Origin of the sequence: Clostridium sp. OM02-18AC (genome assembly GCF_003481825.1) — a bacterium.
In the GTDB taxonomy this organism is placed as follows: Bacteria; Bacillota; Clostridia; order Lachnospirales; family Lachnospiraceae; genus Brotaphodocola.
Map to the genome: position 1 here is coordinate 24,426 of NZ_QULW01000016.1, position 14,004 is coordinate 38,429.

The 14,004-nt window shown below is 49.1% G+C and carries 11 protein-coding genes and 1 riboswitch; all 11 genes read left to right on the plus strand.

Annotated elements, in window-relative coordinates:
• Positions 1–286: 286 nt before the first annotated feature.
• Entirely contained in the window at positions 287–2,899 is a 2,613-nt protein-coding gene (adhE, locus tag DXB18_RS11590) for a bifunctional acetaldehyde-CoA/alcohol dehydrogenase (protein ID WP_118707955.1), read from the plus strand.
• Between the two features lie 197 nt (positions 2,900–3,096).
• Positions 3,097–3,699, plus strand: a complete 603-nt coding sequence (locus DXB18_RS11595) for a TetR/AcrR family transcriptional regulator (RefSeq protein ID WP_118707957.1) — start codon at positions 3,097–3,099, stop codon at positions 3,697–3,699.
• Positions 3,677–5,035 (plus strand): MATE family efflux transporter, encoded by a 1,359-nt coding sequence (locus DXB18_RS11600; protein ID WP_118707959.1) that lies wholly within the window; start codon positions 3,677–3,679, stop codon positions 5,033–5,035. Before DXB18_RS11595 ends, DXB18_RS11600 begins: the two co-directional genes overlap by 23 nt.
• 52 nt (positions 5,036–5,087) lie before the next feature.
• A riboswitch (cobalamin riboswitch) is annotated at positions 5,088–5,307 on the plus strand.
• A 200-nt stretch (positions 5,308–5,507) separates the two neighbouring features.
• Positions 5,508–6,539: a sirohydrochlorin cobaltochelatase gene (locus tag DXB18_RS11605; RefSeq protein WP_118544018.1), complete on the plus strand. Its 1,032-nt coding sequence runs from the start codon at positions 5,508–5,510 to the stop codon at positions 6,537–6,539.
• Positions 6,540–6,733: 194 nt separating this feature from the next.
• Positions 6,734–7,723, plus strand: coding sequence for a hypothetical protein (locus tag DXB18_RS11610; RefSeq protein WP_118707961.1), 990 nt, complete (start codon positions 6,734–6,736; stop codon positions 7,721–7,723).
• A gap of 19 nt (positions 7,724–7,742) precedes the next feature.
• A complete protein-coding gene (locus DXB18_RS11615) occupies positions 7,743–9,032 on the plus strand; it encodes an ABC transporter substrate-binding protein (RefSeq protein ID WP_243103384.1) in 1,290 nt (429 codons plus the stop codon).
• 134 nt (positions 9,033–9,166) lie between these two features.
• Positions 9,167–10,183, plus strand: a complete 1,017-nt coding sequence (locus DXB18_RS11620) for an iron ABC transporter permease (protein ID WP_118544020.1) — start codon at positions 9,167–9,169, stop codon at positions 10,181–10,183.
• Entirely contained in the window at positions 10,183–11,280 is a 1,098-nt protein-coding gene (locus DXB18_RS11625) for an ABC transporter ATP-binding protein (RefSeq protein ID WP_118707963.1), read from the plus strand. The genes DXB18_RS11620 and DXB18_RS11625 overlap by 1 nt, the downstream gene beginning before the upstream one ends.
• A gap of 227 nt (positions 11,281–11,507) precedes the next feature.
• Positions 11,508–12,386 carry an amino acid ABC transporter substrate-binding protein gene (locus tag DXB18_RS11630; protein ID WP_118544022.1) on the plus strand — a complete coding sequence of 293 codons (879 nt, stop codon included), beginning with the start codon at positions 11,508–11,510 and terminating at the stop codon, positions 12,384–12,386.
• A gap of 71 nt (positions 12,387–12,457) precedes the next feature.
• On the plus strand, positions 12,458–13,111 hold the full coding sequence (locus DXB18_RS11635) for an amino acid ABC transporter permease (protein WP_118544023.1): 654 nt from the start codon (positions 12,458–12,460) through the stop codon (positions 13,109–13,111).
• 14 nt (positions 13,112–13,125) lie between these two features.
• Positions 13,126–13,893, plus strand: coding sequence for an amino acid ABC transporter ATP-binding protein (locus tag DXB18_RS11640; RefSeq protein ID WP_118707965.1), 768 nt, complete (start codon positions 13,126–13,128; stop codon positions 13,891–13,893).
• Positions 13,894–14,004: the final 111 nt, after the last annotated feature.

Below are 14,004 nucleotides of genomic sequence, written 5' to 3' on the forward strand. Positions count from 1 at the left end.
CTATTTTTGTAAAAATTTTTTTATTTGTTCGTTTTTCTGGATTTTTATAAATGACAGACGCGCAGTTTTGAAAGCCGACAGGAACAAGGAGAATATGATATCAAATAGATGAAAATAAAAGTACATTGTATACATACAAACTGTACGAAAAAAAAGACAGGAAGAAAAATAAAAATATATTGACAATTATTTAACGAGTGGTATAATACTAACAGAATTGATCGTTAAAAAAATATCGGAAAAGATCAAGAAACCCCACTCACACAAATCGTTGGAGGATAAGAATATGGCAAAGAAAGAGATGACAGCAGTTCCGGAAATCATCGACAATGTAGAAGCACTGGAAAAGAAAATGGCTGCTATGCGTGAAGCACAGAAGGTATTTGCAACTTATACGCAGGAGCAGGTTGACAAAATTTTCCATGCAGCAGCAATCGCGGCAAATCAGATGCGAATTCCGTTAGCCAAGATGGCTGTGGAAGAGACCGGAATGGGCGTTGTAGAGGATAAAGTAATTAAGAACAACTATGCTGCAGAGCATATTCACAATGCTTACAAGAATATGAAAACCTGCGGTGTGATCGAAGAAGATAAGGCATATGGTATCAAGAAAATTGCAGAGCCGATCGGTCTGGTTGCAGCAGTAATCCCAACTACCAATCCAACCTCTACCGCAATCTTCAAGACGCTGATCTGCTTGAAGACCAGAAATGCCATTATCATTTCCCCGCATCCGCGTGCAAAGGCCTGCACCATTGCAGCCGCTAAGGTGGTTCTGGATGCAGCAGTAAAGGCTGGTGCTCCGGATGGCATCATCGGCTGGATCGATGTTCCGTCTCTGGAACTTACCAATACCGTTATGAAGGATGCAGACATCATTCTGGCAACCGGTGGTCCTGGCATGGTAAAGGCAGCATATTCTTCCGGCAAACCGGCTCTTGGTGTAGGTGCTGGTAATACTCCGGCTATCATCGACGAGACTGCAGACATTAAACTGGCTGTTAACTCCATTATCCATTCCAAGACCTTTGATAATGGTATGATCTGCGCATCTGAGCAGTCTGTAACGGTACTTGCTCCGGTTTATGAAGCAGTAAAGAAAGAGTTCGCATACCGCGGCTGTTATTTCTTAAAGCCGGATGAGATTGAGAAAGTAAGAAAGACCATCCTGATCAATGGTTCCCTGAATGCAAAGATCGTTGGTCAGAGTGCATTTAAGATTGCGCAGATGGCAGGTGTTGAGGTCCCGGAGGATACCAAGATCCTGATCGGTGAGGTGGAGTCCGTGGACATCAGCGAGGAGTTCGCGCATGAGAAGCTGTCTCCGGTTCTTGCCATGTATAAGGCACAGACCTTCGATGAGGCAATCGCCAAAGCAGAGCGTCTGGTTGCAGATGGTGGTTACGGTCATACCTCTTCTCTTTACATCAATGTAAACGAGAAAGAGAAAATGGCAAAACATGCAGCTGCCATGAAGACTTGCCGTATCCTGATCAATACGCCGTCTTCTCACGGTGGTATCGGTGATCTGTATAACTTTAAGCTGCTTCCGTCTCTGACACTGGGCTGCGGCTCCTGGGGCGGCAACTCTGTATCTGAAAACGTAGGTGTCAAGCATCTGCTGAACATTAAGACGGTTGCTGAGAGGAGAGAGAACATGCTGTGGTTCCGTACACCGGAGAAGGTATATTTCAAGAAAGGCTGCATGCCGGTTGCTTTAAGTGAGCTGAAGGATGTCATGGGCAAGAAGAGAGCTTTCATCGTAACCGACTCCTTCCTGTATATGAACGGTTATACCAAACCGATTACCGATAAACTGGACGAGATGGGCATTGTTTACCAGTGCTTCTCCAACGTACAGCCGGATCCGACCCTGGCAAATGCAATCGAGGGCGCAAAGGCCATGACCGCATTCCAGCCGGATGTCATCATCGCACTGGGCGGTGGTTCTGCAATGGATGCCGGTAAGATCATGTGGGTAATGTACGAGCATCCGGAAGTAGATTTCCAGGGCATGGCAATGCGTTTCATCGATATCCGGAAACGTGTTTACACCTTCCCGAAGATGGGTGAGAAGGCTTACTTCGTAGCGATCCCGACTTCTTCCGGTACCGGTTCCGAGGTAACTCCGTTCGCGGTTATTACCGATCAGGAGACCGGCGTGAAGTATCCGTTAGCAGATTACCAGCTGCTGCCGAATATGGCGATCGTAGATACCGATAACATGATGAGCCAGCCGAAGGGTTTAACCAGCGCATCTGGTGTGGATGTTCTGACCCATGCACTGGAGGCATATGCTTCTGTTATGGCAACCGACTATACCGATGGTCTGGCACTGAAGGCTATGAAGAATGTCTTTGAGTACCTGCCGACTGCATACAATGATGGCAGCAATGTAGAGGCAAGAAGCAAGATGGCGGACGCTTCCTGCATGGCTGGTATGGCATTTGCAAACGCATTCTTAGGTGTCTGCCACTCCATGGCACATAAGCTTGGCGCATTCCATCACCTGCCGCACGGCATTGCAAACGCACTGTTAATTTCTCTGGTTGTAGAGTTCAACTCTGCTGAGTGCCCGAGAAAGATGGGAACCTTCTCCCAGTACCAGTATCCGCACACCATGGCCCGCTACGCAGAGTGCGCACGCTTCGTAGGCATTCAGGCGAAGACCGACGAAGAAGCTGTGAAGAAACTCATCGAGAAGATTGAAGAGCTGAAGGCAGCTGTTGGTGTGAAGAAAACCATTGCAGAGTATGGTGTGGATGAGAAGTACTTCTTAGATACCCTGGATGCTATGGTTGAGCAGGCATTCGATGACCAGTGCACCGGTGCGAACCCGAGATACCCGCTGATGAGCGAGATCAAGGAGATGTACTTAAGAGCTTACTACGGAAAGTAAGATATAGAACAAAAAAATGTCCCGGAATGGAATCCCGGGGCATTTTTTTGTTCTCCAAATAGAGGATGAAGTGGATTATGATATTTGATTGCTGTTGACAAAACGAATGGCATTCGCTTACAATAAAACTAATACCATTAGTTTTATTGAGCAGGAGCCAGTTCCTGGATATATGTGAAACAGAAAGGTGGATCTGAGTGGCACAAAAAGGATTGAATTCAGAAATCGTGATAAAAGCAGCAGCAGAGTTGATTGAGAAGGAGGGAAGGGAAACGTTTTCCATGCGATTGCTGGCTGATTTTTTGGGGATAAAAACAGCATCTCTTTATAATCATGTGGAAAGTATGGATGGACTGATTGCGGAGATATGTCGTTATGCGTTGCGTCTTCAAAAAGAAACGGAGATGCAGACAATAGAAGGGAAACATGGTGAAGATGCGGTACGGCTTTTGGCAGATGCGTATCGCAGCTTTGCTAAGAAGCATCGGGAACTGTACTGGCTGATCATGAATACAGCAGCAAGAGATAATCGGGTATTGGATGATGCAGCGACACTTTTTACGGATCCGCTGAAGAAAATGCTAGAAGATTTTCATTTAAGCGAAGAAAAAAGCATCCATTACCGAAGGCTATTTCGGGCAATCGTACATGGATTTGTTTCGCAGGAGGATACAGGTTTCTTTTCTCATTATCCGATAGATGTGGATAAGAGTTTTCATTTTGCTGTTCAGTGTTACATTAACAGCCTGAGACAGGAAGAAAAGAGGAAGTTTGAGCATGACAGAAACAAAAAAGAATGAGGAATTATTTGCGCGTATGCCGGTGACGCAGGCGATTCTGACCCTGGCAGTGCCGACGGTAGTCAGTCAGATCATAACGATCATTTACAACATGGCAGATACATTTTTTATCGGGCAGCTTGGAGATCCAAAACAGGTAGCTGCTGCAACTCTTGCCATGCCGCTTTTTATGTTTATGACGGCACTTTCCAATCTGTTTGGAGTCGGTGGTTCCAGTCTGATCTCGCGATTTTTAGGCGCAGATGAACGGGAAAAAGCATCGCGCTGCAGTGCTTTTTGCATCTGGACAGCAGCGATCAGTGCGGGTCTTTATGGTATTCTGATCCTTTTCTCACGGCCGGTACTGATGCCAATTCTTGGCGCAAATGAAGAGACGTTTGACCTGGCATCATCGTATCTGTTCTGGACCATTGGACTTGGTGCGATTCCGACCGTTATGAATCCGGCACTGGCTCATCTGATCCGTGCGGAAGGTTATTCCAGACAGGCGAGTTTTGGCGTAGCTTTTGGTGGTATTTTAAATATGATCCTCGATCCGGTGTTTATTTATGGGCTTCATCTTCAGATTAAAGGAGCTGCAATTGCAACGCTGCTTTCCAATAGCATGGCTCTGCTTTATTTTCTGCGGTTTATCTGGAAAATCCGTTCGACGAGTACCTTGACGTTTTCACCAGCTAAGTATACACTGGGGGAACATATTCCGGCTGAGGTCCTGAGTGTTGGTTTGCCAAGCTTTCTGATTTCCATGATGGGAACCGTTTCCAATACCGTTTTAAATCATATCATTGCCGGATATTCGAATGTGGCAGTAGCGGGAATGGGCATTGCGAAGAAAGTGAATATGCTGGCATTTGCCGTGGCGCAGGGAATTACGCAGGGAACCTTGCCGTTAATTGGATATAATTTTACTTCCGGGAACCGGAAACGGATGCTTCAGGCAATTCAGAGATTATTTGTTTTAAGCCTGGGCGTGTCACTGGTGATTGCGGCAGGACTTTATACCAATGCAGCTTTAGTGACCCGGATGTTTATCAATGACCGGGAAACGGTAGAGTATGGTTGTAATTTTCTGCATATCATCTGCTCTGCCTGTCCCATGACGACAATGACATTTTTTGCCTTGACTGTTTTTCAGGCAACTGGTAAGAAAAAACAGCCGATTATCCTTTCCATGCTGAGAAAAGGAACGGCAGACGTACCGTTTATGATCTTATTCAATGCTTTATTTGGTATTCAGGGTGTGGCATGGGCTACTCCGGTCGCAGAGACAATATCGTTGGTGACTGCGGCGCTTATGGTGATCCCGTATCTGAAAAAACTGGCAAATGACATGTAAAAAAGGTGGTGTGGGTTGCTTTTTCCGGTTGGGAATGCTACTATGGATACATATCGAAATTAGGACAATCGGTGCCGGAGTCTGCATGTACAGACAATGGGTAAAAGGGAAGCAGGTGGAAGACCTGCGCGATCTCGTCACTGTAAGTAGGGAGCACTGGATGACAAGGATACCAAATGGTATGCTGCCCACTGGTTTTTGGAGACTGGGAAGGGATTTTTCAGTGCGTGGATGGACAAGCCAGGAAACCTGCCGGTTGTTGGTACAGGAGAATTCCAGATCACGAGGACTTGGTCGTACCGTTATTCTGCAGATCCTTATTCCGGATCACAAAAAGAAGAGTTTTTTGTTACTGTTCGCAGGCAGGGACGGTTCTGCCATGAATGCGTGAGACTTCTCCAGGTATTCCAAAATCGATAGTGTCAGCAATGGTGGTTTATGATACCACGTTATTTCAGAGAAGGAGAAGAACATGAAAAAAAGAACACTGACAGCATTATTTGCAGTCACTGCGCTTTCTGCTGCGATGATGGCAGGCTGTGCAGGAAAGGCAGAGAAAACCGAGGCAACCACAGCAGCAGAAACTTCCAGCGAGGCAGCAACCGAGGCTGAGACCACAGCGGAAGAAACCACTGCAGAGGCTGAGGCAGAAGACGAAGAAAATTACGACACCGGAGATGCATCTATGGATAACACAAGAAATCAGGACGAAATCGGCGAGAAGGAGTTAATGGTTGTCAGCTTTGGAACCAGTTTTAACGACAGCCGCCGTCTGACCATTGGCGCAATTGAGAACGCAATGGAAGAAGCATTCCCGGATTATTCCGTAAGAAGAGGCTTTACCAGCCAGATCATCATTGACCATGTAAAGTCCAGAGATAACGTAGCAATCGATAATGTAGGCGAAGCACTGAAACGTGCCATTGACAATAACGTAAAGACCCTGGTTGTCCAGCCGACCCATCTGATGAATGGTCTGGAGTACCATGATCTGGTCGATGAGATCGCACAGAATTCTGATGCATTTGAGCAGGTAGCAGTGGGCGAGCCGCTTCTGACCAGCGACGATGATTTTAAGGCAGTCATCAAGGCAATCACAGACGCAACCGCAGAGTACGATGACGGCGAGACCGCAATCTGCTTTATGGGTCACGGCACTGAGGCTGACTCCAATGCGGTTTACGCAAAGATGCAGCAGATGCTGGCAGATGAAGGTTTTGAGCACTACTATGTAGGTACCGTTGAGGCTGAGCCGAGTCTGGAGGATGTGATTGCAAAGGTAAAAGAGGGCGAGTACAAGAAGGTTGTTCTTGAGCCGCTTATGATTGTAGCCGGTGACCATGCAAACAACGATATGGCAGGCGACGAGGATGGTTCCTGGAAGACGGAGTTTGAGAAAGAGGGTTATGAGGTAACCTGTATTCTGCGTGGCTTAGGTGAGTTAGAGCCGATCCAGAAGCTGTTTACCGAGCATGCTCAGGCTGCAATCGATACCTTAAAATAAAATTGCGTTGCAGCAGCATTTGGAAATCGCCAAAATGTTGCTGGTAAGAGGCATTGGATGTAAAATTCGAGCAGAAGATAGAGAAAACGGGTGGCAGGATGGAGTTCCAGCCGCCCGTTTTTATTAGACTACATAGCGAGAAGGCGCCAGCGGTGCCTCCACTAATTGGTTTATAGAGAATAAGGAGCATTGTTATGAAGAAGAAAATCTATGGCGTTATGGCGGTCGTTTGCCTGAGTGGTATGCTGGCAGCAGGCTGCGGCGGAAAAAATCAGGCAGAGACTTTGCCTGCACAGGGCGGCGCGCCGGTTGTCACAGGAGAAACCGCGGATGGTGCACAGGAGAAAACGGTAGATCAGAACGAAAATCAGAGCGAAGGTCAGAACGAATCCTCCGCGGACAGCGCAGTCGCAGCAGCGGATGAGACGGTCGCGGAGAAACAGGTAGGGACAGAGGGCATGGTCCCGGTTCCGGCTTCGGAATTAAAGGATGGCGTGTATCCGGTAGACGTGGATTCCAGTTCTTCCATGTTTCAGATCGAGGAATGTGAGCTTACCGTAAAGGATGGCGCGATGACAGCGGATATGAAGATGGGCGGTACCGGCTACTTAAAGCTTTATATGGGAACCGGCGCTGAGGCAGTCAATGCCTCTGAGGATGACATGATCCCGTATGAAGAGGCGTCGGATGGAAGCCATCATTTTACGGTGCCGGTAGAGGCGCTTGACAAAGAAATTGACTGCAGTGCATTCAGCAAGAAAAAAGAAAAGTGGTATGACCGGGTACTGGTATTTCGTGCCGATTCCCTTCCAGACGATGCCTATCTGGAAAGTAAGCAGGTGACTGCAGAGAGTCTGGGACTTGCAGACGGCAGTTACACCGTGAAGGTGTCCATGGAGGGCGGTTCCGGAAAGGTAACGGTGGAGTCTCCGGCAAAGCTGGAAATTAAGGATGGAGAGGCAGTTGCAACGGTACGTTGGAGCAGTCCGAACTATGATTACATGAAGATTGGGGAAGAAAAATTCCTGCCGGTAAACCAGGGCGGAAATTCTGCATTTGAGATTCCGGTTGCCGTGTTTGACCGGAAGATTTCCGTGGCAGCAGATACCACGGCGATGAGCACGCCGCATGAGATTGACTATACTCTGCTGTTTGATTCTGCTTCCATTGCTGAGGTGAAATAAAGGGATGGTCGTAAGGCGTATGATGAAAAACAGGAAAGCATTAAAACGGATGCGGAAGCTTCTGGCGGTTGGAGTGCTGATTGCTTGTCTGGCAGGAATGCCGGGATGCGCCGGAACACCGGCAACGGGTTCATCATCAGGCGCTGATTCTGTGCCAGCTGGATCATCGGGCACAGGTGCAGCAGTTTCTGGTGGGACGAACACGGACACAGAAGTTTCCGGTGCAACATCAGATACAAACGCAGCTTTGACAGCACCGGTCTGGAGTGAAATGCAGCCGGAAAGCAGCATGGAGCTTTTGTATGCCACGCAGTTTAGCGTGGATTCTTACGAGGGCGGTTATGAGTTGATTCAGATTCAGGATGACGGGAAGTATCTGGTCGTACCGGAAACCATGCCGGTGCCGGAAGGCGTCCCGGATTCCATTACTGTTTTGCAGAAACCGTTAGACCATGTGTATCTGGCGGCAACCTCCGCGATGGATCTGATCGCGGCGATCGGACGCACAGACCGGATCACGTTGTCTGGTACCAAAGAATCCGGGTGGTATGTGGATGCGGCAAAAGAGGCAATGAAAGCCGGAACCCTCACCTATGCAGGAAAATACAGTGCCCCGGATTACGAAAAGATTCTGGCAGATGGCTGCGACCTGGCGGTGGAATCGACCATGATCTACCATACGCCGGATGTGAAAGAACAGCTTACACAGCTGAAGATCCCGGTACTGGTAGAGCGTTCCAGCTATGAGGAGCACCCACTTGGAAGAATGGAATGGATCCGGCTGTACGGCGTACTGTTTGACGAGGAAGAAAAGGCAGAGCAGCTTTTCCGGGAAAATATGGAAGCCTTAGACGGCGTGCTGTCTGAACAGCCGACCGGAAAAACTGCAGCATTTTTCTACATCACATCAAATGGTGCGGTGAATGTAAGAAAACCGGGAGATTATGTGGCAAAGATGATCGAGCTTGCGGGCGGAAGTTATGTGCCGCAGACCGCATCGGAAGAGGAAAATGCGCTTTCCACGATGAACATGCAGATGGAAACCTTTTATGCGGAAGCAAAGAATGCGGATATCCTGATCTACAACAGTACCATAGACGGGGAACTGGAGACGCTCGATCAGCTTCTGGCGAAGAGCCCGCTTCTGGCAGATTTTAAGGCCGTCAAAGAAGGCAATGTCTGGTGTACCGGAAAAAATATGTTCCAGGAGACGATGGGACTTGGCAATATGATCCTGGATCTGCACACTGTGTTGGCAGAGGAAAATCCTGCGGATGGAGAACTACATTATCTGCACCGGCTGCAGTAAATGCAGGCTTTGCAGTGCAGCCGTAGGCGGGAAAACGCGGGTGATTACGAAAATAGTCCTGGAAAAAGCTGCGCAAAGGCAAGTGCAGGAATGCGTTTGTCTTGCAGTTTGGAAAGAATGAGAGGAAAAACGTTATGAAGAATCGGATCATGCGCTGTCAACTTGGATTTTTGCTGCTGGGATTTTTGCTGGCGGTTCTTGCGGCGGCAAGCTTTCGCGTGGGAAGTGTTTCTCTTTCTCTCCAGGACATACAGGCGATTTTGTCCGGAACAGACCGAGAGAGTACAGCATTCCACATCCTGTGGGATATCCGTCTGCCAAGACTTCTTGCAGCGGCGCTGCTTGGCGGGGCGCTTTCCGTGTCCGGATTTCTGCTCCAGACCTTTTTTTCAAACCCAATCGCCGGACCGTTTGTCCTTGGAATCTCTTCCGGGGCAAAGCTGGTGGTGGCACTGGTCATGATTCTGTTTCTTGGAAAAGGACTTTTTATGGGCTCAGCAATCATGATCGTGGCAGCTTTTGCCGGTTCCATGCTTTCCATGGGCTTTGTGCTGGTAATCGCAAAACGGATCCGGCAGATGTCGGTGTTAGTCGTATGCGGTGTCATGATCAGCTATATCTGTTCGGCGATTACGGATTTTGTGGTGACCTTTGCGGACGACGCGAATATCGTGAACCTGCACAACTGGTCTATGGGCAGCTTTTCTGGAACGACCTGGGATCAGGTAAGGGTGATCACGGCTGTGGTGCTTCCGGTCTTTGTGCTTGCTTTTTGTATGGCGAAGCCCATCAGTGCCTATCAGCTCGGCGAAGAATATGCCAGAAGCCTTGGCGTAAATGTGAAGCGTTTCCGTGCGGAACTGATTTTATTATCCAGTGTGTTGTCCGCCTGCGTGACAGCCTTTGCCGGTCCGGTATCCTTTGTGGGAATCGCAGTGCCGCAACTCGTGAAGCGGTTGTTTGGGACGGCAAAGCCGATCGTTGTGATCCCCGGCTGCTTTCTGGGTGGTGCGGTGTTCTGTTTGTTCAGTGACCTGATTGCGCGGACGCTGTTTGCACCGACGGAGCTTTCCATCAGCTCGGTAACAGCCGTATTCGGGGCACCGGTGGTGATCTGGATCATGATTCGCAGAAAGGGAGTGCAGAAGTGATGGAACAGGAAGAAGCATATCTGAGGACGGATGATCTTGCGGCGGGGTATGATGGAAAAGTCTGGATCCGCGAGATCAATATTCATGTCGCACGTGGGGAAATCGTGACGCTGATCGGTCCAAACGGTGCAGGAAAATCCACGATCTTAAAAAGTATCGCAGGGCAGCTAAAGCCGGTAGATGGTGCGGTTTTCCTGGAAAAGACAGTCATGAAAGACTGGTCGGAGCAGGAGATCGCAAAGCGGATGGCCGTCATGATGACAGAGCGGACGCGGCCAGAGCTTATGACCTGTTTTGATGTGGCGTCCATGGGCCGGTATCCGCATACAGGGCGATTTGGAACCTTGTCGGATGCAGACCGGCAGATCGTCTGGGAAGCACTGGACATGGTGCGTGCCAGGAATCTGGCAGACCGGGATTTTTCCCGGATTAGTGATGGACAGCGGCAGCGAATCCTGCTGGCGCGCGCCATTTGCCAGCAGCCGCAGGTGATCCTGTTGGATGAACCCACTGCATTTTTGGATATCCGTCACAAGATGGAGCTGCTCACCATTTTAAAAACACTGGTGCGGGAGCGAAAGGTGGCAGTGCTGATGTCCATGCATGAGCTGGATCTGGCGCAGAAGGTATCGGACTATGTTGTCTGTGTCGGCAAAAACCAGATCTGGAAATGCGGAACGCCGGAAGAAATCTTTACAGAAACCTGCATGGAAAAATTGTTTGGGGTCCCGCAGGAAAGCTACTGCGCTGAGTATGGTTCGGTGGAGCTGCCTCCAGTGAAGGGCAAGCCGGAAGTATTTGTGATCGGTGGAAACGGGAGCGGGATTCCGGTCTACCGGAGGCTGCAAAGACAGGGGATTCCATTTGCAGCAGGAATTCTGCATGAAAATGACCTGGATTATCCGGTGGCGAAGGCTCTGGCGGTTCAGGTGATTTCGGAGCGGCCATACGAAGCAATTCAGCAGGAAACTTATGAGGTGGCGCTTGGGGTACTGAAGGACTGCAGGAGCGTGATCTGCTGTGCAAAGGCGTTCGGAACGATCAACCGGAAAAACGAAGAGTTGGCCCGGTTTGCGCAGGAGACGGGAAAAATGTAAGCCCGTTCAAAACGATTCGAAAAATTCCTGCCTTTGTGCAGCAACAGAGAATCTTCTTTTTGTGAAAAAAAGGGTAGACAGAAACACTTTAGTATGCTACCATGATAACGTGTTCGCGGTACGTGTACAATATCCGCTTCGAAAAATGGAGTGAACCGCAGCGGAAAATCCCTGTTACTGTCTGGCAGCAGGCAGCAGCAAAACCCGCAAAATGAGGAGGAAATATTATGAGAAAGAGAATGTTAAGCGCAGCAATGGCAGGTATGATGGCGGTATCCATGACTGCATGCGGAGGCAGCAAACCGGCAGAGACCACCGCAGCAGCAACTGAGGCAGCAACTTCCGCTGAGGAGACCAAGGCAGAAGAAACCACCGCAGAGGCAGCAGACGAGGCTGGTGAGAAAGGCGGTACCTTTACCGTTGGCTTCGATCAGGATTTCCCGCCGATGGGTTTTGTAGGAGATGACGGTCAGTATACTGGATTTGATCTGGAACTGGCACAGGAAGTGGCAGACAGACTGGGCCTTGAGTTTGTTCCGCAGCCGATCGCATGGGACGCAAAGGATATGGAGTTAAGCTCCGGCACCATCGACTGCATCTGGAACGGTTTTACCATGAATGGACGTGAAGATGATTACACCTGGAGTACCCCATATATGGACAACAGCCAGGTATTCGTTGTAGCAGCAGATTCCGGCATCAGCACTCTGGCTGATCTGGCAGGCAAGGTCGTTGAGGTTCAGACCGATTCTTCCGCTGAGGCTGCATTAAAGGACAACGCAGAGTTAAGCGCTACCTTTGGTACTCTTCAGACAACCCCGGATTACAACGCTGCATTCATGGATCTGGAGATGGGCGCTGTCGATGCCATCGCTATGGATGTCATCGTAGCTGGTTACCAGATTGAGCAGAGAGGCGAGTCTGACAAGTACACCATCCTGGATGAGACCCTTTCTTCCGAGGAGTACGGTATCGGCTTTAAGAAGGGCAACGAAGAGTTAAGAGATAAAGTTCAGGGCGCACTGGACGAGATGGCAGCAGACGGCACCATGGCAGAGATTTCTGAGAAATGGTTTGGTCGTGACGTAACCACCATCGGAAAATAAAAAAGAATGATATGTGACGGCAGAAGAACGAAGCCGTCCCGAATGAATCAGAAAACGAAGGAGTAGAAGTTATGCAGGTTAACACAATGGTATCACAGTTAGCAGGAGGAATGCTGGTCAGCACGGAAATTTTCGTCGTGACGCTGCTTTTTTCCCTGCCCCTTGGTCTTCTGATCGCATTCGGAAGAATGTCGAAGAATAAGATCCTTCAGGGAATCGTAAAGACCTACATCTCTATCATGCGCGGCACCCCGCTGATGCTGCAGCTGATGGTCGTTTATTTTGGACCTTATTATCTGTTCGGCATTAAGATCAAGAGTAACAATTACCGTTTAATTGCAGCGATGATCGGATTTGTCATCAACTATGCAGCATATTTCGCGGAGATCTACCGCAGCGGCATCCAGTCTATGCCGGCAGGCCAGTACGAGGCTGCAAAGCTTTTAGGCTACAGCCGCAGCCAGACTTTTTTCCGTATCATCCTGCCGCAGGTGATCAAACGGATCTTACCGTCCGTGACCAACGAGGTCATTACCCTGGTCAAGGATACATCTCTGGCATTTACCATCAGCGTTCTGGAGATGTTTGCTATTGCGAAAGCACTGGCATCTTCCCAGACCAGCATGATCCCGTTTGTGGCAGCCGGTGTATTCTATTATGTCTTTAACCTGATCGTGGCGGTAGCCATGGAATGGATTGAGAAGAAACTTTCCTACTATCAATAAATTCGGAGGATATCATGAACTTACTGGAAATGAATCATGTAAAAAAATCATTTGGAGACCTTGGGGTCATTCAGGATATTTCTCTGCATGTAGGAGAGGGCGAGATCGTATCCATCATCGGGCCGTCTGGTTCGGGTAAATCCACGCTGCTGCGCTGTGCGACCATGTTAGAGACCATGGACAGCGGTGAGCTGATCTACTTAGGGGAAAAGGCAGCCTGGAACGATGCAGCGGGAAATGCAGTTTATGCATCGAAACAGGAATTGAAGAAGATCCAGCAGAATTACGGACTGGTATTCCAGAATTTTAACCTGTTTCCGCATTATTCGGTACTCCGCAATGTGATGGATGCGCCAATAGCCGTTCAGAAGCGGGAGAAAGAAGAGGTACGCAAAGGAGCTATGGAGCTTCTGGAGAAAATGGGACTGGCCGACAAAGCAGACGCGTATCCGTGCCAGTTATCCGGCGGACAGTGTCAGCGTGTGGCGATTGCCCGTGCCCTGGCATTGAATCCGAAGATCCTGTTCTTCGACGAGCCGACCTCCGCACTGGATCCGGAGCTGACTGGAGAGGTGTTAAAGGTTATTAAGTCGCTGGCAGACCTGCACATTGCCATGGTGATCGTAACCCATGAGATGGCCTTCGCGAGAGATATCTCCGACCGCGTGATCTTTGTGGCAGACGGAGTTATCGTCGAGGAGGGAACTCCGGCGCAGGTATTTGCATCGGAGAATGAGCGTACCAAGAACTTTTTGGGGCGCTATGGGGCGATGCTTAAGTAACAATATCGCACAGTAAATCCCTGCAGCCATTACTGAAATGGCAGATAGTTAGCCTATCTCTGCCATTTCAGTAGTGGTTGCAGGTTTTTCGTATGTAGCGGGGGCTTTCGG

Coding starts and splice junctions, on each gene's coding strand:
- DXB18_RS11600 (WP_118707959.1), top strand. CDS start 3,677: ATGACAGAAACAAAAAAGAATGAGGAATTATTTGCGCGTATGCCGGTG.
- DXB18_RS11620 (WP_118544020.1), top strand. CDS start 9,167: ATGAAGAATCGGATCATGCGCTGTCAACTTGGATTTTTGCTGCTGGGA.
- DXB18_RS11640 (WP_118707965.1), top strand. CDS start 13,126: ATGAACTTACTGGAAATGAATCATGTAAAAAAATCATTTGGAGACCTT.
- DXB18_RS11630 (WP_118544022.1), top strand. CDS start 11,508: ATGAGAAAGAGAATGTTAAGCGCAGCAATGGCAGGTATGATGGCGGTA.
- DXB18_RS11605 (WP_118544018.1), top strand. CDS start 5,508: ATGAAAAAAAGAACACTGACAGCATTATTTGCAGTCACTGCGCTTTCT.
- DXB18_RS11625 (WP_118707963.1), top strand. CDS start 10,183: ATGGAACAGGAAGAAGCATATCTGAGGACGGATGATCTTGCGGCGGGG.
- adhE (WP_118707955.1), top strand. CDS start 287: ATGGCAAAGAAAGAGATGACAGCAGTTCCGGAAATCATCGACAATGTA.
- DXB18_RS11635 (WP_118544023.1), top strand. CDS start 12,458: ATGCAGGTTAACACAATGGTATCACAGTTAGCAGGAGGAATGCTGGTC.
- DXB18_RS11610 (WP_118707961.1), top strand. CDS start 6,734: ATGAAGAAGAAAATCTATGGCGTTATGGCGGTCGTTTGCCTGAGTGGT.
- DXB18_RS11615 (WP_243103384.1), top strand. CDS start 7,743: ATGATGAAAAACAGGAAAGCATTAAAACGGATGCGGAAGCTTCTGGCG.